Source organism: Streptomyces bottropensis ATCC 25435 (assembly GCF_000383595.1).
In the GTDB taxonomy this organism is placed as follows: domain Bacteria; phylum Actinomycetota; class Actinomycetes; order Streptomycetales; family Streptomycetaceae; genus Streptomyces; species Streptomyces bottropensis.
Map to the genome: position 1 here is coordinate 7,067,780 of NZ_KB911581.1, position 19,694 is coordinate 7,087,473.

Annotated in this window: 17 protein-coding genes; 8 read left to right on the forward strand and 9 right to left on the reverse strand. The window is 71.5% G+C overall.

What is annotated here, in order from left to right:
* The first annotated feature begins 604 nt into the window (after positions 1–604).
* Positions 605–1,840 (forward strand): ABC transporter substrate-binding protein, encoded by a 1,236-nt coding sequence (locus tag STRBO_RS0131445; RefSeq protein WP_005478849.1) that lies wholly within the window; start codon positions 605–607, stop codon positions 1,838–1,840.
* 382 nt (positions 1,841–2,222) lie between these two features.
* Positions 2,223–2,684, forward strand: a complete 462-nt coding sequence (locus tag STRBO_RS0131455) for an ATP-binding protein (RefSeq protein ID WP_020115366.1) — start codon at positions 2,223–2,225, stop codon at positions 2,682–2,684.
* 105 nt (positions 2,685–2,789) lie between these two features.
* Here the strand turns inward: STRBO_RS0131455 and STRBO_RS0131460 are convergent, their stop codons facing one another.
* Together STRBO_RS0131460 and arfA are read right to left on the reverse strand one after the other, a co-directional pair.
* Positions 2,790–3,248: an RrF2 family transcriptional regulator gene (locus STRBO_RS0131460; protein ID WP_005478853.1), complete on the reverse strand. Its 459-nt coding sequence runs from the start codon at positions 3,246–3,248 to the stop codon at positions 2,790–2,792.
* A 74-nt stretch (positions 3,249–3,322) separates the two neighbouring features.
* Positions 3,323–4,837: an arabinosylfuranosidase ArfA gene (gene arfA / locus STRBO_RS0131465; protein WP_020115367.1), complete on the reverse strand. Its 1,515-nt coding sequence runs from the start codon at positions 4,835–4,837 to the stop codon at positions 3,323–3,325.
* A 382-nt stretch (positions 4,838–5,219) separates the two neighbouring features.
* On the opposite strand from arfA, the gene STRBO_RS0131470 reads away from it, so the two are divergent.
* From STRBO_RS0131470 to STRBO_RS0131480, 3 genes are read left to right on the forward strand one after another with little or no spacing between them, the layout of a single operon-like run.
* A complete protein-coding gene (locus STRBO_RS0131470; protein WP_020115368.1) occupies positions 5,220–5,837 on the forward strand; it encodes a helix-turn-helix domain-containing protein in 618 nt (205 codons plus the stop codon).
* Positions 5,834–6,679, forward strand: coding sequence for a hypothetical protein (locus tag STRBO_RS0131475; protein WP_005478856.1), 846 nt, complete (start codon positions 5,834–5,836; stop codon positions 6,677–6,679). The genes STRBO_RS0131470 and STRBO_RS0131475 overlap by 4 nt, the downstream gene beginning before the upstream one ends.
* Complete coding sequence (locus STRBO_RS0131480; RefSeq protein WP_005478857.1) at positions 6,676–8,058, forward strand: MAB_1171c family putative transporter; 1,383 nt, start codon at positions 6,676–6,678, stop codon at positions 8,056–8,058. Before STRBO_RS0131475 ends, STRBO_RS0131480 begins: the two co-directional genes overlap by 4 nt.
* 98 nt (positions 8,059–8,156) lie before the next feature.
* On the opposite strand, the gene STRBO_RS0131485 is transcribed toward STRBO_RS0131480, so the two are convergent.
* The 3 genes from STRBO_RS0131485 to STRBO_RS0131495 are packed head-to-tail and all read right to left on the reverse strand — an operon-like array spanning position 8,157 to position 10,168.
* Positions 8,157–9,269, reverse strand: coding sequence for a hypothetical protein (locus tag STRBO_RS0131485; RefSeq protein ID WP_005478859.1), 1,113 nt, complete (start codon positions 9,267–9,269; stop codon positions 8,157–8,159).
* A gap of 8 nt (positions 9,270–9,277) precedes the next feature.
* Complete coding sequence (locus STRBO_RS0131490; RefSeq protein WP_020115371.1) at positions 9,278–9,688, reverse strand: peptidase inhibitor family I36 protein; 411 nt, start codon at positions 9,686–9,688, stop codon at positions 9,278–9,280.
* A gap of 48 nt (positions 9,689–9,736) precedes the next feature.
* Positions 9,737–10,168 carry a peptidase inhibitor family I36 protein gene (locus STRBO_RS0131495; protein ID WP_005478862.1) on the reverse strand — a complete coding sequence of 144 codons (432 nt, stop codon included), beginning with the start codon at positions 10,166–10,168 and terminating at the stop codon, positions 9,737–9,739.
* A gap of 196 nt (positions 10,169–10,364) precedes the next feature.
* Here STRBO_RS0131495 and STRBO_RS0131500 point away from each other — a divergent pair, with 196 nt between their 5' ends.
* Together STRBO_RS0131500 and STRBO_RS0131505 are read left to right on the forward strand one after the other, a co-directional pair.
* Positions 10,365–13,274 (forward strand): AfsR/SARP family transcriptional regulator, encoded by a 2,910-nt coding sequence (locus tag STRBO_RS0131500; RefSeq protein ID WP_005478863.1) that lies wholly within the window; start codon positions 10,365–10,367, stop codon positions 13,272–13,274.
* Between the two features lie 203 nt (positions 13,275–13,477).
* A complete protein-coding gene (locus tag STRBO_RS0131505; protein ID WP_245170630.1) occupies positions 13,478–14,524 on the forward strand; it encodes an AraC family transcriptional regulator in 1,047 nt (348 codons plus the stop codon).
* A 51-nt stretch (positions 14,525–14,575) separates the two neighbouring features.
* On the opposite strand, the gene STRBO_RS0131510 is transcribed toward STRBO_RS0131505, so the two are convergent.
* From STRBO_RS0131510 to STRBO_RS43965, 4 genes are all read right to left on the reverse strand, one after another.
* Positions 14,576–15,475, reverse strand: coding sequence for an SMP-30/gluconolactonase/LRE family protein (locus tag STRBO_RS0131510; RefSeq protein WP_005478866.1), 900 nt, complete (start codon positions 15,473–15,475; stop codon positions 14,576–14,578).
* Positions 15,472–16,245 (reverse strand): IclR family transcriptional regulator, encoded by a 774-nt coding sequence (locus STRBO_RS0131515; protein ID WP_028796950.1) that lies wholly within the window; start codon positions 16,243–16,245, stop codon positions 15,472–15,474. The genes STRBO_RS0131510 and STRBO_RS0131515 overlap by 4 nt, the downstream gene beginning before the upstream one ends.
* Positions 16,246–17,004: 759 nt before the next feature.
* Complete coding sequence (locus STRBO_RS0131520; RefSeq protein WP_005478869.1) at positions 17,005–18,249, reverse strand: PucR-like N-terminal domain-containing protein; 1,245 nt, start codon at positions 18,247–18,249, stop codon at positions 17,005–17,007.
* 3 nt (positions 18,250–18,252) lie between these two features.
* Entirely contained in the window at positions 18,253–18,405 is a 153-nt protein-coding gene (locus STRBO_RS43965) for a hypothetical protein (protein WP_005478871.1), read from the reverse strand.
* Between the two features lie 222 nt (positions 18,406–18,627).
* On the opposite strand from STRBO_RS43965, the gene pgfA reads away from it, so the two are divergent.
* On the forward strand, positions 18,628–19,605 hold the full coding sequence (gene pgfA, locus STRBO_RS0131530; RefSeq protein WP_005478874.1) for a cell envelope lipid trafficking protein PgfA: 978 nt from the start codon (positions 18,628–18,630) through the stop codon (positions 19,603–19,605).
* Positions 19,606–19,694: the final 89 nt, after the last annotated feature.

Here is a 19,694-nt window from a genome sequence, read left to right on the forward strand (position 1 = left end):
CATGGGGCGACGCCCCCGACCGGCCTGTACGGGCCGCGGTCGGGGGCGTCGCCCTGTTCCCGTGCGACCGGGGCCGCCGGAGAGGGAGTCGTCGCCCTTGCCGCCGTGGAGGGCGTCGTCGCCGACCGGCCGCGCAGGGTGTATTTGCCGGGGGTTGTAGCGAAAAGCCCTCCTGCACACGCACGGAGCCGGTTTCATCCGGTGTTTCCTCGTGGGAGTCCCTGAGTTCACTCCGCGGCCACGCCTCGGACCTGGCCGTCTCGGGCCGGGTGAACGACGCTCGCGCCGGATCCGTACTCCCTGACGCCGGTGGGGCATCCCGGTCATCGCCGTCGGGCCGTCACACCGTCGGAATCAAAACGCAACGCCCCCGGCCCCGTGCTCACCGGTGCGCGCCCTACGATCAAGCCCGTTCTCTGCTCCTTTACACATGTGCCAGGTGCGACTGGCAGCCGGAAGTGGGTGGACCGTGCGTCGAAAGACCCGGCCGAGTCAGCAGGTCCGGACGAGTCAGCGGGTCCGGACGAGCCGGCAGGCCCGGACGAGCCCTCGGGCGAGCCGGGCGGGCCGGGGGGTCCGGACGAGTCGCCGGACCCGGGCGGTCGTGGCGGTCACGGCCGTGCTGGGGCTCGCGGTCGGCCTGTCCGGCTGCGGCGGCAGCGCGGACGCGGAGTCGAAACCGGTCTCCCTGACCGTCGTCGCGACCAACTACGGCGACAGCGTCCGCAAGAACTCCGAGGGCTACTGGGACCGCGTCACCCTGGCGTTCGGCGCCGAACACCCCGGCATCGACGTGGACGTGCGGGTCTACGGCCCGGACGAGGTCGACAAGAAGGTCGCGGAGCTGGTCGAGCGGGGCGAGGCTCCCGACATCGTGCAGACGGACAGCTACTCCGAGTATGCCGCCCGGGACCTCCTCTACAGCGCGGACGAGGTGTTGTCCGTCCCGGTGCAGGCCTCGTTCGTGAGCAGCCTCGCGAACGCCGGGGAGATGGACCGGGCGCAGTACGGCCTGCCGTTCACCGCGAGCACCCGGCTGCTCTACTACAACAAGGACCTGTTCGAGCGGGCGGGCCTGAAGCCACCGAAGACCTGGGACCAACTCCTCGCCGCCGCAAGGGCGTTGAAGGCGCAGGGGGTGAAGTACCCGATCGCCGTGCCGCTGGGGCCGGAGGAGGCGGAGGCCGAGACGCTGATGTGGCTGCTGGCCGGCGACGGCGGCTACACCGACTCCACCAACCGCTACGACATCGCCTCCCCCGCCAACGTGGCGACCCTGACCTGGCTGAAGGAGAACCTGGTCGGCGAGGGACTGACCGGCCCGGTCGCGCCCGGCGAGCTGAACCGCCGGGAGGCCGTGGACGCCTTCCTCACCGGTGACGCGGCCATGGTCAACGCCCCGCTGTCGCTGGTCCGCCAGATCGCGGACTCCTCCGACTCCGTGCCCTACGACGCCGTGCCGCTGCCGAGCCGCGACGGCAAGGAGACGCCCACGATGGGCACCGCGGACTGGGTCTTCGCCTTCAAGAACGACGACCGTCGCGCCGCCATCGGGCAGTTCCTCGACTTCCTCTACACCGACAAGTACGTGACCGAGCAGGCCGCCCAGTACGAACTGCTCCCCGTCACCACCTCCGCCGCCGACGCCATGCGGGCCGACAAGGCGCACCGGGCGCTGTGGAGCGGCCTCGACACCCTGCAGAACCTCCGCCTCTACCCCGTCGCCGAGACCAACTGGTCGGCGGTGGCCGCGACCATCCGCAAGCGGATCGGCAAGGCGGTGGCGCCGGACGGCAGCCCGCGGGAGGTGCTGGAGTCGATCGCGAAGGTGACGAAGTAGGCGGGTGGGGCGTGGCGAGGCGTACACGGTCGGCCGGGGCGGGGTGATCGCCGCCGGCAGGGCGAGGCGGGACGTGGAGTCGGGCTGACGTAGCCGGCCCCTTCCCCTCCGGGGCACCGGCTCCCTCCCGGACCGTAGGGGAGGGAGCCGGTGACGGATGCCGAACACCGAACACCGAACGCCAACCGATCAGCCGAGGCCGGGCAGGATCGATCACACCTCGATCGAAATCATAAGGTTTTGACCAGGCACGATGTCCTCTCGATCTCCTGGGTACTCATCGGACGAGCGCGGCTAGCGTGGGCGAGGTGTGGCAGTTCGCCTTTGACGCCCAGCACCCGTGCTCGTACCCATCGAGTCCCATCGAGAGGAGGCGGCCGTGATGCCGGGCGGGGAGACGGACAGCGGTACAGGAACGATCGGCGGCCCGAGCGGCGACAGCCCGGACCATGCCCACGGAACACTCCTGCTGAAGCGCCACTTCACGGGCGAGAACCTCCCCCTGGTGCGCGCTCAGGTGGAGGACACGGCCGCGGCGGCCGGTCTGTGCGGCGTACGGCTCGGCGAGTTCACCCTCGCGGTCAGCGAGATCGCCGCCAACGCGGTCGAGCACGCCGGCGGCCAGGGCCGCCTCGAACTCCGCCGCCTGGCCCACGAACTGGAGTGCCGCATCACCGACAACGGCCCCGGCTTCACCCCCACCCTCCCCGAACTCCTCCCCGGCCTCGGCACCTGCCCCGGCCGCGGCCTCTGGCTGGCCCACCTGGTCACGGACCGCATGACGGTGACGACGGACATCACGGGGACGGGGGCCGAGGTGACGTTGGCCGTGCGGCTGGGGTGAGGGGGCGCAGGACAGTCGAGCGCCGATCGGCCCGCGCACGGCCCACGAGGCCCCGGCCGGCCCATCGGTCCGCCGGGGTCCATCGGTCCCCCGGAGCCCACCGGGTCACGGGTTTTCCCAGGCCGCCGGTTCCGCCGCCAGGTTCTTCACCGGATCGGGGAGGGTGCCGGCCGCGATGTCGGCCACCGTGACGCCCTCCAGGATGCGGCGGACGCTGGCCCGCAGGGCGATCCACAGGGGGAGCAGCGGTTCGGCGGAGCCGGTGTAGGTGAGGCCGGTGGGGCGTTCGCCGCGTACCGACACGATCGGGCCGTCGACGGCACGGATCACGTCGGCGACGGTGATGGCGGCGGCTTCGCGCGCGAGCCGGTACCCGCCGCTGCCGCCCCGCCTGCTGGTGACCAGGCCGCCTCGCCGCAGATCGCCGAGGATGCCCTCCAGGAACTTGTGCGGAATCTCCTGGACGGTCGCGATGACTTCCGCCTTCACCGGGCCGCTGTCCTGCCGTACGGCGACTTCCAGTACCGCGCGTACGGCGTAGTCCGCCCGTGCCGAGATCCTCATGGCCCCATTGTCGGCCACGCGGACGGCGCGGCGGTCCCGCGCTCCGCAGGGGGCGCGGGACCGGGCACGGCGGCTCAGCCCAGCCGGATGACGTTCCACGACAGCGGCTCCAGGACCACGCTCAGTACGCCGTCCCGCAGCGCAGCCCCCGCACCCGCGTGCGGAGCGACCCGCTCGGGGTCCGTGAGAGTGTTGCGTGCGTCCGGGTCCGTGTCGGCCAGCACGCTGTGCTCGACGATCCGGGTCAACTCCAGTCCGTTCAGGGCGCCTTCGAGCGGCAGGGCGTCCGTACGACCCCGGTTGACCGCGAACACGGTCACCGAACCGTCCTCGGCCCGCACCGCCGTCGCGTGCAGCAGATCCGCCTCGCCGTACTTCTTCGTCCCGTACGTCGGCGAGTCCACCCGTACGTCGAGCACCTCGCCCCGGCCGTACTTCGCGGCCTGCGCGAAGGGGAAGAACGTCGTCTGCCGCCAGGCGGGGCCGCCCGGCTCGGTCATGATCGGGGCGATGACGTTGACGAGCTGGGCGAGGCAGGCGACGGTGACGCGGTCGGCGTGCCGGAGCAGCGCGATGAGCAGGGAGCCGAAGACGACCGCGTCCATGACGCTGTAGTTGTCCTCCAGCAGGCGGGGGGCCTGCGCCCAGTCCCGCTCGCCGGAGTTCTCGATCTCGTGCCACTTGGAGATGTACCAGACGTTCCACTCGTCGAAGGAGAGGTTGATCTTCTTCTTGGACTTGAGTTTCGCGCCCACGTGGTCGGCGGTGGCGACCACGTTCTCGATGAAGGACTCCATGTCGACGGCGGAGGCGAGGAAGGAGTCGATGTCGCCGTCCTCGGGCTGGTAGTAGGCGTGCAGGGAGATGTGGTCGACGAGGTCGTACGTCTCCGTCAGGACCGTCGCCTCCCACTCGGCGAACGTCGGCATGGACTGGCTGGAGGAGCCGCAGGCGACGAGTTCGACGCCCGGGTCGATCTGGCGCATCGCGCGGGCGGTCTCGGCGGCGATACGGCCGTACTCGGTCGCCGTCTTGTGGCCGGTCTGCCAGGGGCCGTCCATCTCGTTGCCCAGACACCAGAGGGTGATGCCGAAGGGGTCCTTGTCGCCGTGGGCCGCGCGGAGGTCGGACAGGGCGGTGCCGGCGGGGTGGTTGGCGTACTCCTGGAGTTCGAGGGCCTCGGCGACGCCTCGGGTGCCGAGGTTGAGGGCCATCATGGGCTCGGCCTGCGGGCCGATCTTCTTCAGGAAGGCGATGTACTCGGACAGGCCGAAGCGGTTGGTCTCGGTGGAGCGCCAGGCGAGGTCGAGGCGGCGGGGGCGGTCCTCGACGGGGCCGACGGAGTCCTCCCACTTGTAGCCGGAGACGAAGTTGCCGCCGGGGTAGCGGATCGTGGTGACGCCCAGCTCACGGATCATTTCCAGTACGTCGGTGCGCAGACCCGCCTCGTCCGCCGCGGGGTGGCCCGGCTCGAAGATGCCCGTGTAGACGCAGCGGCCGAGGTGCTCGACGAAGGAGCCGAAGAGTCGGGGGTTGACCTCGCCGACCTTGAACGCGGGGTCGAGGGTGAAGCGCGCGGTGCGGGTCATGGAGGGGGCCCCTTCGGTGTTCGGCGTGCGGTGTTCGGCGTGCGGTGTTCGGCGTGCGGCGTGCGGGCGTTCGGTATTGCGGATGCTGATCGTTGAGCCGAACGGGACGCTAGGGTCGAAGTCGGGACCCGTCAATGGGGCGAGGGGCCGAGGGCCCGTTGAGGGTCTATTGAGGGCTTGTCGGGGGCCTGCTGAGGGCTGATGCGGGCTGTTCAGGGCCGATACCGGACTGCCGAGGGGCCGTCGCGGGTTCGGCACCGTCCGCTCCTCGGAGGGGCCGCGGCCGGGGGCCCCGCCGGGTGGCTCAACCATCGTTCGTCAAAATTCAACGATCGTTGGAATCTCATGGTGCCGGGGTCCCCGGGGCACGTAGGGTCGGCGCGTGCCCGTGCTGCCCGACACCCTTGCCGAGACCTTGAGACGACTCGACGCCCGTATCGCGGAGGCCGGCGCCGACCGTGGTCTCCTGCTGGATGTCCGGGCGTTGGCGGACCGCACCGCCCTCGCCGAGGGCGTGGTGCGGGCGCTGCTCGACGGGCACGGGCCCGCCGCCGACCGGGTCGACGACCGGGTGCGGGGGCGGGTGCGCGCACTGCACGAGGCGTATGCCGCGCGGAGCGGCAAGCGGGCCGGTGAGGTCGGCCGGGAGGTGGCGGAGCGGCTCTCCATCAGTCCCGAGTGGGCCCGGCAGTTGCTGCTCGGCAAGAAGATGCCGAACGTGCCCGACCTGACCGCGCTCGCGGAGTTCTTCGGCGTCGAGGAGGGCGTCCGGTTCTTCACCGACCCGGCCGCGGCCGTTTTGAACCGGGAACTCGGGCGCCTGCTCGCAGGACTTGAGGTGGACACGGACGGCGACGGGCCGCTGGTGGAGTTCGCCACCCGGCACGGGGTCGTCACGCTCGCGCTGCGCGGCCATCGGCTGACCCCCCGCAAACAGGAGGCGCTCGCCGTCATGCTCGAAGGGCTGCTCGGTGTCGACGACGAGGAGGCACGCCGATGAGTCATGGCGCCGACCGAGGCCGCGGCGCCGACCCGAGCCATGGCGCGGAGCGGCGCGGCCGGGCCGCGCGCGTCACCCGGGGCACGGGCGGGCTGGGACTGCGCGGGGTCGTCGGCCGGCTCCGGGCCGCGTTGGCGCCCTCGCGGTCCGCCGCCGAGATGCGCAAACTGACCGCCGGGCTCAGCAAGGCGGTGCGGGGAAGGCTCGACGGGCCCGTCGGCGTACGGGAGTTGGGTGCGGCGCTGTGTGCGGAGATGAGCGCGCGGCGGGGCGGACGGCCGGTGAAGCTGCGGTTCGAGCGGTTCCCGGACGGGATAGGGGTGACCGGACTGTGGATGGAGTTCCCCGACTTCGACCTGGTGATCGTCGAGGAGCGGGCGGAGACCGTGCAGCAACTGGTCATCCTGGGGCACGAGTTGTGGCACATGCACGCCGGGCACTGTCATCACCCGCTGCCGGGACCGGACTCCGCCGCGCTCACACAGCCGGGCCCGGACTCCGCCGCGCTCGCGCTGTCGGACGGGGTGGCCGAGCGGGAGGAGCCCGGTGCGCCGGACGCGTCGCACGCTTCGGTCGGGACGGCGTCCGCGCTGCCGCCGCTGTCCCCCGAGCTGTCCGCCGCGCTCGGGCAGGGCGGCACACCCATCGCCGCGCGCAACGGTTCGCACGAGTCGGACGAGCAGGAGGCCGAGGACTTCGGGCACCGGCTGGCGACCGCCTTCCGGCCCTGGGTGGACGCAGGGCCGGGCGGGTCGGCCGACGCGGCGCATCCGGGCGACCCGGCCGACCCCGTCGGGCAGGCCATCCAGGCGTGCCTCGGCTATCGCCGGCCCCGCGGATGAGGGGGACGGCCGTGCCCGCGACGACGACCGCCCTCAGCCCCGCTGACTTCTTCGGTGAGCTGTACATCTCGTTCTGGATCCCCACGGCCGTACTGACCGCCGCCCTGGTGATCAAGCTGCCCAGCATCGTGAAGCTGTGGCGGGACTCGCTGCTGCGGGCGGTGGGCGGGCTGCTGCTCCTCGCCTGCTGCGTCTTCGTGTTCGCGGTGCCGTCGGTCATCGCGTGGACCAACCGGACCGTGGGCGTCCCGAACGTCGCTGCGCCCTGGGTGTATTCGCTGATCACCGCGTTCTGCGCGTGCTGTCTGCTGCTGATCGTCGCCTGGCGCAACGGCCCGGCCGACCGGTCCCGGGCGACCCGCCGCCTCATGCGGTGGGTCGTCGCCGTGTACGCGGCGGTGATCGTCGTGCTGTGGGTGCTGTTCGCGCTCGCGGACGTCCCCCGGGAGCGGCTGCGCGACCTCGACACGTACTACGCGACCACGCCCTTCATGCGCGAGGAGATCCTGCTCTACCTCGGCGCGCACACGGCGGCCTGTGTGATCACCTACCGGCTGATCCGCAACTGGGTCCGCGCGGACGGCCTCGACCGGTGGCTGCGCGGCGGCCTGCGGGCGCTGGGCCTGGGCTGCGCGCTCAATCTGGCGTTCGACGCCGCGAAGCTCACGGCCGTGGTCGCCCGCTGGACGGGGCACGACCTGGACTGGCTGAGCACGCATGTGGCACCGCCGGTCGCCGCCCTGGCGGCCATCTGCATCGCGGTGGGCTTCATCCTTCCGCACGGCGGCCAGTATCTGCGGGACCGCTGGAGGGTGCGGGCACGCCACATACGGCTGCGGCCCCTGTATCTGCTGACCCGGACCGTCGACGACTCCCGCGTCCCCTTCGCCCTGCGCGCCACCCCGGAGCTGCGCCTCACCCGCCGGGAGACGTTCATCCGGGACGCCCTGCTCGGGCTGACCCGCCACCTCGACGACGACCTGCGGCGCCGGGCGTACGACGCCGCGCTGGACCTCGGGCACGAGCCGGGCCGGGCGAAGGCCCTCGCCGCCGCGGTCACCGTCCAGGCGGCGATCGCCGCGCGGCGGCGATCGCCGGCCAAGGGCGCGACGGGCACCCCGGCCGCGGGAGAACCGGCTGCGGGCACCCCGGCTGCGGGCGTGCTCGCCACCGGCCCCCTCACCACGGGCCCCCTCGTCCTCGGCCGGGCGGACGCGGTGGCCTGCCCCGCGTTCACGGTCTCCTCCGGCCCCGCCGATCTGCTCCGGGACATCGAGGCCGTATCGCTGGTGCTGCGTGAACCCGCCGAGATCGAGGCGGTACGAACGCTCGCCACCGCCTCCGCCGCGGCGGAGCGCGGTGTGCCCGCGCACGAGTGAACGTCTCCCGACGAGCGGGCCTGTCCTCCGCGCACGGCCGCTGGACTCCCTCTCGCGGTCCGGGAGTCCTCGGCCTCGCCGCGGGCCCACGCGCGCGCTCACCTGGCGAGGTGCCGCCATGTGCCGTCGAGTGCGATCCGCCTGAGTTGCCGGAGGGTGAGGGCCGGGTCGGCACGGCTCGCGCGCAGTCCGTAGCCCCTGGCGTTGACCGCCATGACCACCACCCGGAAGCCGTCGTCCCGAAGAACGTCGACGGACCGTTCGACGGCGCCCTTCCCGCCATGGGGAGAAGGCTCCTCGGCGATTCTGACACGGGTGCCGTCAGGCAGGGTGGTCGACTTCTCGAACACCTTCGCCATCCGGGTGTCGCCGGGCTTCCAGCGTTGCACGTTGGCCGCGACGAGGCTCTCGCCACGGCCGTCGTCGACGACGACATGCCCGAAGCCGTCCGAGCCTGCCGGCTGACGGACTCGCAGGCCGGTCGGGAGCAACGCGGCGAGGGCGCGAGCGATCTCCTTTCCGGGCACTCCCCCGGTCGCTTCGGCCCGCTCGCTGTCGGGCGGCTTCGGCATCCTGGAGAGGACGGGCTTCCACCGCGGCGAGGTCGCGACGGCCGAAAGCCGTCCACCGGCCAGCGGAAGTGACGTGTCCCCACCCGCCGGCCACTGGCCGGGCCGCATCTCGGTCTGTGTCACCACGACCTGTTCGCCGCCGCCGTAGGTGAACTGGGCGGTGAGGACTTCGACACCGGACGGTTCGGAACCCTTCGCGGGCGACCGATCGAGAGTCAGTTTTCCGCCGCCGGGCACCCTGGTCTCCGTGCACCGGCTGAACGGCGCGTACGCGGTGTCGGGACACTGCAGGAACAGCGGAGGAACGGGAACACCCCATCGGTAGAGGGAAACCGACACCTTGGCCTCGTTCCCGTCCCGGCCGTAGACGAGCGAGGCAGAAGGCGCCGTGGAACCACTGCCCAGCCCCCGGCCCCGCTGCCCGGAAAACCTCCCTTCGGGGAGCAGCGTCTCCAGGACGCGCACCATCTGCTGTGCCGACGGCGAACCGGACCCCGAGGGGCCGATCTCGTGTGCGGGGGTCAGGGAACTGCAGCCGGAGAGCACGGCGGCGCTCAGGCAGACGGACACGGCCGACGCCAGGGCGGGGCGGTGGCGCTTCCCGGCAAAGGTGTCACGCAGAGCGGTACGCGTGGACATGGGCCGCCTCAGCAGCTTCCCGGGCGCCACACGCTGATCTTGTCCTGCATATAGGAATTGATGTTCGGCCAGGTCTCGCGACCGCCGATCCCGAAAGTCAGGCCCGCGAAGTAGTAGTGCTGGTAGAAGCAGTACCCGCTGCTCGAATTGTTGACGATCGCCGAGGTCCTGTCGTCCATGTAGTGCCCGGGGAGGCTGAAGGACGGGCCGTCCTCGCGCTGGGCGAGCACCCGGCCGTTGTAGGTCGTGTGCTCGTAGACGCAGAGCGTGTACCCGTCACACGTGCGCGGCGTCCCGTTGCCCGTCAGGTTGTACCACTGCTGCGCGGACGCCTGCGTCGGAAGGGCGGCCATCACCAAGGCCGCCGCCGTCGCAGCGACAACCGTCGCCCGCTTCCCCAGCGCAGAGAATGTGAACATCTCGAAGAATTCCTTCCGTTCGGCCGGACTACAACTCGATTTCGGCGATCAGTAGCAGTTTCCGGGGTGGAATGCGCTGATCTTGTCCACGATGTAGCCGTTGATGTAGGGCCAGTTCTCGTTGCCGTGGATCAGGAAAGTCAGACCCTTGAGGTCCCAGTGCTCGTAGAAGCAATAGGCACTGCTCGAATTGTTGACCATGGACGAGATCTTGTCGTTCATGTAGGTGTCCGTCCAGGAATTGCCACTGACCGGAGAAACCCACTTGAAGGACGCGCCCCCCACGCCGGTGAATCCGGCCATGTCGCCGTTGTAGACCGTGTGCTGGTACAGACACAGCTGGAAGTTGGCACACGTACCGGTGGTTCCGTTCCCTGTTCTCTGGATGTATGCGGACGCGTCCGTCACCGCCGCGCCGAGCGCCAGGGTCGCCGTCACGGCGACTATCGCCGTCCGTGTCCGCCGGGAGGTCCAGGCCATGGAGAGTCTCCTCTTCTTGTCGTTTTCCTTTCGGTGAGCAGCAGTCAACTACAGGAGAAACGGTGCGTATTGAACCTGGGCGTCACGCATGGGATTGTGGTGCCACATTGCCGCGCGGGATGTCGCGGCCATCTGTGCACTGGCGATCAGAAAACGGACCTGCCCACCGGTATCGGACGGGCATTCCGCGAGGAGGATGCGGGTGGAAGGGCGATTACGGTTCTCGGTGCTGGGGCCGGTAGGGGCGTGGCGCGACGAGACCGAGATCGAGCTGGGGCCGCCCCAGCAGCGCGCGGTGCTGGCCGTGCTGCTGCTGGCGGAGGGTGCGCAGGTGCCGACGAGCGGCCTGGTCGACGCGGTGTGGGGAGCCAGGGCCCCCGCTTCCGTTCTCGGCATCCTGCGGACGTACGTCCACCGGCTGCGCAAGGCACTGGAGCCCGGCGGGGACACGGCGTCGTCCGTGATCCGTTTCACGGGCGACGGCTACCGGCTTCGTGTCGCGCCGGACGCGTTCGACCTCGCCGCCTTCCGGCAGGGGCTGGCCCGGGCGGAGCGGGAGCGCCGTGCCGGAGACATCGAGGGTGCGGTGCACCAGCTGCGGGAGGCGCTCGCCCTGTGGCGGGGGACGGCGCTGGCCGGTGTCCGGGGCGAGTTCGCGCGGAACCGGCGGCAGCGGCTCACCGACCTGCGCCTGTCCACGGAAGCGGCCCGCCTCACGGCCGAACTCGACCTGGGCGCCTTGGCACAGGCCGCCGCGGAGCTGACCGGGCTGGTCGCCGAGCATCCGCTGGACGAGCGCTTCCGGGAGCTGCTGATGCTCGCCCTCTACCGGTCGGGGCGGCAGGCGGCGGCCCTCGCCACCTACCGCGAGGCGCGGAACCTGCTCGTGGAGGAGCTGGGGGTGGACCCCGGCCCGGCCCTGCAGACGATGTACCAGCGGGTGCTGCGGGCGGACACCGCGCTCCTCGCTCCGCCGCACCCGCCCTCGCCGGCCCCCGCACCGGAACCAGAACCCGCACCCGCACCCGCACCCGCACCCGCACCCGCCCAACTACCGGCCGGGCTGCCGGTCTTCGTCGGCCGCGACGCCGAACTGGCCGAGGCGGTCCGGCTGGCTCCGGGCGGCACGGTGGTGGTCAGCGCCATCGCGGGCATGGCGGGCGTTGGCAAGACCACCTTCGCGGTGCACTGGGCGCGACAGGTCGCCGACCGCTTCCCGGACGGCCAGTTGTACCTGAATCTGCGGGGCTTCGACCCGGTCGGTCTGCCGGTCGCGCCGGAACACGCCCTGCGCACGCTGCTGGAGTCGCTGGGCGTCGACGCACGCGGGCTGCCACAGGGCGTCGACGCGCTCGCCGCCCTGTACCGCACCCTGCTCACCGGCAGGCGCGTGCTGGTGCTGCTGGACAACGCCCGTGACGCCGCACAGGTCCGGCCGCTGCTGCCCGGAGCCCCCGGCTGTCTGGTCATGGTCACCAGCCGTAACCGGCTCTCCGGGCTGGTCGCCGTGGACGGCGCCCACCCCGTCCACCTCGACGTGCTCTCCGTGGCGGAGTCCCGTGGGCTGCTCGCCCGACGCCTCGGTGCCGACCGGGTCGCCGCCGAACCGGACGCGGTCGAGGAGATCATCGCCTGGTGCGCACGGCTGCCGCTCGCGCTGGCGGTCGCCGCCGCCAGTGCGGCGACCCGGTCCGCGCTCCCGCTGTCGGCCATCGCCGCAGAACTGCGCGAAAGCGCCGACGGTCTCAACGCGTTTTACGACGTGGACACGGTGGCCGACGTGCGCTCCGTCTTCTCCTGGTCCTACCACGCCCTCACTTCCGACGCCGCCCGCCTGTTCCGGCTGCTCGGCCTGCACCCCGGCCCCGACATCGCACTGCCCGCAGCGGCCAGCCTGGCCGGGCTCACCGTCCCGCACACCCGGCAGTTGCTGTCCGAACTCATCCATGCCCACCTCGTGGACGAACACGTCCCCGGCCGCTACTCCTCGCACGACCTGCTGCGCGCCTACGCCACCGAGCTCGCCGAAGCCGTCGGGCCGCCCCGGCAGACGCAGGCGGCCCGGCACCGGATGTTCGACCACTATCTGCACACCGCCCGTGAGGCGGCCGCGCTGACCGCCTCACGGCTACTGGTCTCTCTGGCTCCTGCGGCCGACGGGGTGCGCGCCGAGGAGTTCGACGGAGACACGGCGAAGGCCACGGCCTGGTTCGCCGCCGAGCAGGCGGTGCTGCTCGCGACCGTCGAACAGGCCATCGCCCACCGGTACGACGTCCACACCTGGAAACTCAGCTGGGCCATGGGGCACCATCTGCACTGGCGTGGCCTGTGGCGGGAGAAGGAAGCCGTGCACCTCGCCGCCATGGACGCGGCGTGTCGGCTGGGCGACCGGACCGCACAGGGCCATGCCCACGACGGTCTCGCCCTTGCCACGGGGGATCTGGGCCGCATCGACGAGGCACGGCTTCATGCCGAGCGGGCCATCGAACTGTTCACCGAATCGGGCGACATGAGAGCCTGCGCCGAGGCTCATCTCACGTTGGCCTGGGTGGGGGAGCGGCTGGGCGATCTGGAAGCCTCGCTCGGTGCCGCGCAGCGGTTCCTCGCGATCCTCCGGGCACATGACGATCGTGGCGCCGACGACAGCCGCAGCCGGATGGCGATGGCAACCGCGCTCAACGCGGTCGGCTGGTGCCACACCATGTTTGGACAGCATCAGCAGGCCCTCGACCACTGCCGACAGGCGCTGGCCCTGCAGCAGGAACTCGGAGACGACACCAACGCGGCACACACCTGGGACAGCATCGGCCACGCCCACCATCACCTCGGCCAGTACGAGCAGGCCGTCGTCGCCTATCGCAGCGCCCACGCCCTCTACCTGCAATCCGGCGGCGTGCCCTGGATGATGGCCGGCACCCTCAAGCGCCTCGGGGACACCCACGTCAGCGCGGGCCACACCGAACCGGCCCGCGCCGCGTGGACCGAGGCGCTGGAGATCCTCACGCGGCTCGGCCATCCCGACGCCGAGTCCCTGCGCACGCGGCTGGGTCGGCTCGCCGAGCCGAGTGGCTCCGCCGAGGCGGGCGTGGTGCTCACCGACTCGTAGGCGGCGCTCGCTCGGGACCCGGCCGGCCGGACGCCGACGGCCGGGCCCGCTCGGCGTGCGGTCCGGGGCGGAAACGGACGTCAACGCTCCGTGGAGTGGTCGTCAACGGGTCGTGTACCCCGGGCTGGTTTCTTGATCGGACGACGGGCGGGCGCGCAGGGCCGCTCGTCGAAGCCGATCCAGCGGCCGAGAGGAGACTCATCGTGAGTGACCGGGCGTCGAACCCGCACTCCACCAGTTCACCGAGGTGGTGGCGAGCCACGGAATTCGAGCTCGAACTGAATCTCACGGCTCCGGAGATCCGAGATGCCGGCCCCTTGTTCCATGAATGGAGAGTCGGCCCTTTATCCCATCTCACACACCTGCAGATCAGCGAGCCCGCTCCCCATGGATTCCGCGTGTCCGCGCGTGGTCACCACTTCGGCGACCTGCTCTCGATCGATTTTCGTTCCGATGCGCTGACCGGTGTTTCCGGGAGAAATCTTGACCGGGACCCGATCGTGGCGGATCTGGTCGTCTCGGGCAGGCTCGATTTCCGCAGGGAGGGAAGGAGATACCCGGTCCTGCCGGGGCAGATCTGTATTCGGGACACCAGATTCACATGGCGCTTCTCCTGTGCACCGGCGACGCGTGTGCGCGTGGTCTCGATACCCCGGCATGCGCTCACCGCACGCATCGGATCGCCGAAGAGGCTCGACCGCGCCCACATCGAGGACGCCGGATCCCCCGAGGTCGGCCTCTTCGTCCACTTCCTGGAGGCGCTGGAGAAATCCCGCGACGACCTGGATCGCTCCGCGTGGGCGCGGAGCATCGCCCTTGATTCCTGCGCCACCCTGCTGGCGGGAATACTGGCCACACCTCAGGAAACCCGGAGCGGAACCGGCGCGAACGGCCATCGGGAGGCCACGCTCCGGGCCGCGATGCATGCCATAGAAACACATCTCGACAGGCCCGATCTTTCTCCCGAGCTGATCGCCCGGGCCCTCGGCGTCTCGCTCCGGACGCTGCACCGCTCCTTCTCCGGTTCGAGTGATTCCGTCATGTCGTTCGCTCGTCGTCTCCGGCTCCAGGGAGCGCACGACGACCTCGTGCGGGCGGGTGGCACCGCCGGGGTCTCCGAGATCGCGGCCCGATGGAATTTCTCGGACGCGAGTCATTTCATCAGGAACTTCAGGGAGTTCTACGGGACGACTCCGGCCGCCTACGTGCTCGCACGCGGGCACCGGGACCGTCATCGACGTCATGGGTGAGGGGTGGCCGCCCCCGTCGCGGCGGACGGCCGTACGGCGCCGGGCCCCGGATCAGCCCGCGAACGCCGGCTGGGCCAGGCCCTTGCCCGCGCCCGGTACGACCAGCAGGGAGCCCGACAGGGGGTGCGGGGTGTCGGTGCCCGTGCGGGCCGTCGTGATGTAGAGGTCGGTGAGGTCGGGGCCGCCGAAGGCGCAGGCCGTGGGACGGGGGGTGGGGAGGGGGACGACGCGGTCCAGGGTGCCGTCCGGGGTGTAGCGGCGGACGGCGCTCCCCTCCCAGAGGGCGACCCAGACACAGCCCTCGGCGTCGACGGTGAGGCCGTCGGGGAAGCCGCCGCCGTCCTCGATGGTCACGAAGGGGCGCCGGTTCACGGGCAGACGGCCGTCCGCCGCGCCCCCGCCCGTGGCCGCACCCGGGTCCGTGTAGTCGAAGACGTCGATCCGGCGGGTCGGCGAGTCGATGTAGTACATCAGCCGTCCGTCCGGGCTCCAGCCGGTGCCGTTGCTGACGGCGACGTCGTCGAGGACGGTGGTGGCGAGCCCGTCGGCGGTGAAGCGGGCCAGGGTGCCGCCGCCCGGGGCCTCGTCGTAGCGCATGGTGCCGGCGAAGAGGGAGCCGTCGGGTGCGACGGCGGCGTCGTTGGCCCGGCGGCCCGGGACGGGCTCGTGGTGCAGCCACCGGAAGCCGCCGTCGGGGTCGGTCAGAGCGACGCCGTCACGGAGGTTCAGCACGAGGCCGCCGCCGGCGCGGGGCTTGACCGCGCCGACGTGCTGCTCGGTGACGAACACCGTGCGGCGGCCCGAGGCGGGGTCGTAGGTGTGGACGCGCGACCCGAGGATGTCGATCCAGATCAGGCGCTGGGCGTCGGCGTCCCAGGTGGGACCCTCGCCGAGGGCCGCGTACTCCCGGACCGCGACCTCGTAGCCCGGGGGACTCGTGCGGGCGCTCATGCCACGATCCGGTGGCCGAGGCGCTCGGACAGCTCCGCGGCGCCCTTGGCGGCGAGCTGCTCCAGCTCGATCCGGCGCTCGTCGCTCCAGCGGATCATGGGGACGGAGATGGAGATCGCGGCGACGACCCTGCCGGTGCGGTCGCGGACCGGCGCGGCGACGCAGGAGACGTCCGGGTTGGACTCGCGGTTCTCCACGGCGAGACCCCGCTCACGGATCCGGGCCAGGGTCTCGCGCAGGGCGGCCGGGTCGGTGATGCTGTTGGGGGTCATGGCGAGCAGGTCGGCGTCGTCCGGGATGCGGGCGTTCAGCTCGGCCTCGGGAAGGGAGGCGAGGAGCATCTTGCCGACGGAGGTGCAGTGCGCCGGGAGGCGGCGGCCCGCGGCGGAGACCATGCGCACGGCGTGCGTGGAGTCGACCTTGGCGATGTAGATGACGTCCGTGTACTCCAGGATCGCCACGTGCACCGTCTCGTCGCAGGTCTCGGCGACGGACCTGGCCACCTGCTGGCCCTCGGCGGCGAGGTCCAGCTGCTCGGCGTAACGGCTGCCGAGCTGGTACGGGCGGACTCCGAGGCGGTAACGTCCCGGCTGTCCCTGTACCTGGACGATGTATCCCCTGGCGGCGAGCGTGGTGACCAGCTCGTGCACGGTGGTGCGGGGCAGTTGGAGTCTGCGCACGATGTCGGGGGCGGACAGCGTGCCGTCCCCGTCCAGGAAGAGCTCCAATATGTCGAGCGCCCGGGTCACGGCAGGTACTAGGCGTCCCACGGTCGGTCCCCTCCCTTGAGTCTGTCTGCGGCGAGTGTTCGAGATTTCAACTGTCGATCGGCATAACGAACACAGGCTAGTCATAGTGCCCATGGCCGGGCAATGGTCGGGGGCTACCGGGGTTTGCGTGGGGGCGGCCGGATCCGGGGGTCGGTGGTCGGGTGCGGGCCCGGCGGGGGTTCTCGCGCAGTTCCCCGCGCCCCTGAAAAGCAAGGGCTACGCCCCATGCTTTTCACCCCACAGACCACAGCACCGCCACCCACACCGCCACGCAGCGCCGCAGACCCGTCACGCCGCAGACCCACAGGACCCTCACCCTTCAAGGCCCAGAGAGCCTGAGGCCGCCGGGCCGCCGGGCCTCCGGGCCTCCAGGCCTCCGGGCCTCCAGGCCTCCAGGCCTCCAGGTCTCCAGACCCCCAGGCCGCCAGACCCCCAGGCCGCCGGGTCGCCAGGCCTCCAGGTCGCCGGGTCGCGGGACCCGGGTTCTTTCAGGACCACAGGAACCCGGCGCGACCTCGCAAGCCGCCCGGCCGGGTCTTCCAAGGCCACGGCAGCCGGGCGGCCCTTCCAAGCCGCCGGCCCGCGATCTTTCAGTGCACGGGAGCCTGGTGTCACTGAAAGCCGCCGAGTCCGGGGCTCAGGGGCGCGGGGAACTGCGCGAGAACCCCCACCCGAGCCGCACCCGCCACCCCTCCCGCACCCCCACCCACCCGGCGCGCACACCCCCGCCCCCGCCACCGGCACGCCACCCGGTGCCGGTCACCGTCGGGGGCGTGGATCTCCCAGTTCCCCCCGCAGCCGCTGCGCCCTCAGCACCAGCTCCAGCTCGAAGCGGCGGTCGGAGTCGTCGATCTCGTCGCCCCAGAGTTCGCGGATCTGCCGCAGGCGATAGCGAACGGTTTGCGGGTGCACACCAAGGCGGGCGGCGATCTCGGGTGCGCCGCCGCGGGTCTCCAGCCAGGCGAGGAGCGTCTCGGCGAGGCGGCGCCCATGGGTGGGGCCGCAGTGGGCCAGGGGCGCGAGGCAGCGCAGGGCGAGGTCGTCGATCAGCTCCTCGGGCTGGAGGAGGACAAGGGCCTCGGTGTGCTCGGTGCAGTGCAGGACCTCGCCGCCGGGCAGCAGCCGGCGCTCCATGAGACGGACGGCGGCCTCCGCCCAGCGCAGCGACTTCGCCGCGTCGGCCAGCGGCACCGGCGGGCCGATCGCGCCCGACCAGCCGGTCAGGGCCCGGTGGAGGAGTTCGGGGCGGCCGGCCGCGTCCGGTTCGGGGACGACCATGCGGGGTTGCTCGTACTCCATGTCCAGCAGGACGCCCTGGCCGACGGCGGGGGCCATGGCCTCGCGGGCGGGCCGTAACAGGACCCCGACCGCGACCTTCTCCGGCAGGGTCCAGCCGATCCGGGCCGCGCGTTCGGTGAGCGCGTCCGCCGGGTCGCCCCGATGGTGCTCGGCGAGGAGGAGTTCCATCAACCGGCGTTGCAGTCGCAGCCGTTCGCCGGCCTGCCGGGCCGCCGCCTCCGCGTAGCCGCGCACCGACTGGTCCACCAGACCGTCCAGGTATTCGTACCCGGCGTCCACCAGCTCGTACATGGCGGGCGGCGGGATCTCCACACGCTGGCCGATCTCCGCGAAACGGCGCCAGGCCAGGCGTACGCCGAGCCGGTAGATCGCCTGCAGCGAGTCGAGGCTGCGGCCGTTCAGCCCCTCGCCGCGGCCGAACTCCTGGAAGACGCCGGGAGGAACGCGCGGCCGGCCCTCGGCGGTCTCCAGGTGCTGGACGAAGACCTCGATCGCGCGGCGGATGCCGATGAGCGCCATCGGCTCGCCGGAGTCGTCGAGGACGACGGGAAGGTGGGGGTACTCGCGGCGGATCTCGCGCAGGATCTCCTCGGCGAGGGCGGGGGCCTCGGCCATGGCGATCGCGGCGAACTCGCGCACCTGCAGGCGCGGCACGTCGTGCCAGGCGGAGCGGACGGTGACGGTTCCCGGGCCTCCGGTCGTCACCCCTCAGCGCTCCTGACCGGCGTTCTCATAGGTGATGAGCGGGGTGTTCGGCTGGTCCGGGGTGGCGTCGAGCAGGGCGACGGCGCCGAACGCGGCCCCCACGGCGAGAGCGGCGGCGACCGCCATGGTCAGCGCGGCGGCGAGCAGTCTGGACATCGCAGGGGCAGCCTCTCGGTCGACAGGTCGTCCCCACCCAGGGCACCCCGCGGACTCAGTGTCAGCAATGCATTGACACTGCGTCAAGACTCCGCCTACGGTTCCCGGCCCATACACAGCCCCCACCCCCAGCCCCCGTCCGCACGCGCACATTCCCCCAGGCGTCGCACTTTCCGCACGCCTACCCGAGTCGCACCTCCCAACGCCCCCTGGAGTGCCCGGATGCGCCGTACAGCTTCACCACTCTCGCTGGTCCTGCTGGGCCTCGGCACGTTTCTGCTGGTCCTCGCGCCCTTGCTCGCCTGGTACGTGGAGCCGAGAGCAGCCGTGAATCCGATCGACATCGACACGACCGCCGTCTACTCCGGCACCGGCAGCGTCTTCGACGTCGAGCAGGTGAAGACCGTGCCGGACCAGGAGATCACCGTGACCCAGCGGGTACGCGGCGATGTGGCCGAAAGTGAGCGCAGCGGGGCCGCGGTGTGGGACGTGATCACCTCGGTCGACACCGACAAGTCGCTGCCGGCGGCCGATCCGCACGACGCGCTGGACTTCTCCCCGCACCGCTGGGTCAGCGACCGGAGGACCAACCGGCCCGTGCACTGCTGCGACGAGAAGCCGTACTTCGAGGGCGAGGCGTACCTGAAGTTCCCCTTCGACGTGCAGAAGCGTTCCTACCGCTGGTGGGACAACACGCTCGGCGCGACGGTGACGCTCCACTACGAGGGCCGGAAGAAGATCCGGGGCTACGAGGGGCTGCGCTTCACGGCGAAGGTTCCGGCCACGAAGACCGGCACCCGACTGGTCCCCGGCGCACTCGTCGACGAGCCGGGCCGGCCGCAGGTGCTCGCCGAGGAGTGGTACGCCAACCACGGTCTCGAACTGGTCGTCGACCAGAGCACGGGACGCGTGCTCTACGCGCAGACCGGCCCGCGCCGGACGCTGCGGGCGCCGGGCGGCACCGAGGACGCGGCGGTGCTGCTCGACAGCCAGAAGCTCGCCTTCACCCCGGCGACGCAGAAGTTCGCGGTGGACCAGGCGGAGAAGGACAGCGGACTGCTGCGCCTGGTGGGGCGGACGGTGCCGATCGGTGCCACTGTGGTCGGTTTCGTCCTCGCCGTGGCCGGTGCCGTTCTGGTCGCACGTGGCAGGCGGCGCCCCGATACGTCCGAGTCGTCCCAGGAAGAGATCACGATGTGACAGGGCGTCAGTTGAATAAACCCCGGAAATTGTCACGCCGGTGAGTAGCAGCTTCGTACCGCTGGGCGAAAACTGTCCACCCCACCTGA

Bases quoted from the DNA above. Each gene is read 5' to 3' on its own strand.
- STRBO_RS0131455 (WP_020115366.1), top strand. From the start codon at position 2,223: ATGCCGGGCGGGGAGACGGACAGCGGTACAGGAACGATCGGCGGCCCG.
- STRBO_RS0131460 (WP_005478853.1), bottom strand. From the start codon at position 3,248: ATGAGGATCTCGGCACGGGCGGACTACGCCGTACGCGCGGTACTGGAA.
- arfA (WP_020115367.1), bottom strand. From the start codon at position 4,837: ATGACCCGCACCGCGCGCTTCACCCTCGACCCCGCGTTCAAGGTCGGC.
- STRBO_RS0131475 (WP_005478856.1), top strand. From the start codon at position 5,834: ATGAGTCATGGCGCCGACCGAGGCCGCGGCGCCGACCCGAGCCATGGC.
- STRBO_RS0131480 (WP_005478857.1), top strand. From the start codon at position 6,676: ATGAGGGGGACGGCCGTGCCCGCGACGACGACCGCCCTCAGCCCCGCT.
- STRBO_RS0131485 (WP_005478859.1), bottom strand. From the start codon at position 9,269: ATGTCCACGCGTACCGCTCTGCGTGACACCTTTGCCGGGAAGCGCCAC.
- STRBO_RS0131490 (WP_020115371.1), bottom strand. From the start codon at position 9,688: ATGTTCACATTCTCTGCGCTGGGGAAGCGGGCGACGGTTGTCGCTGCG.
- STRBO_RS0131495 (WP_005478862.1), bottom strand. From the start codon at position 10,168: ATGGCCTGGACCTCCCGGCGGACACGGACGGCGATAGTCGCCGTGACG.
- STRBO_RS0131500 (WP_005478863.1), top strand. From the start codon at position 10,365: ATGCGGGTGGAAGGGCGATTACGGTTCTCGGTGCTGGGGCCGGTAGGG.
- STRBO_RS0131510 (WP_005478866.1), bottom strand. From the start codon at position 15,475: ATGAGCGCCCGCACGAGTCCCCCGGGCTACGAGGTCGCGGTCCGGGAG.
- STRBO_RS43965 (WP_005478871.1), bottom strand. From the start codon at position 18,405: ATGTCCAGACTGCTCGCCGCCGCGCTGACCATGGCGGTCGCCGCCGCT.
- pgfA (WP_005478874.1), top strand. From the start codon at position 18,628: ATGCGCCGTACAGCTTCACCACTCTCGCTGGTCCTGCTGGGCCTCGGC.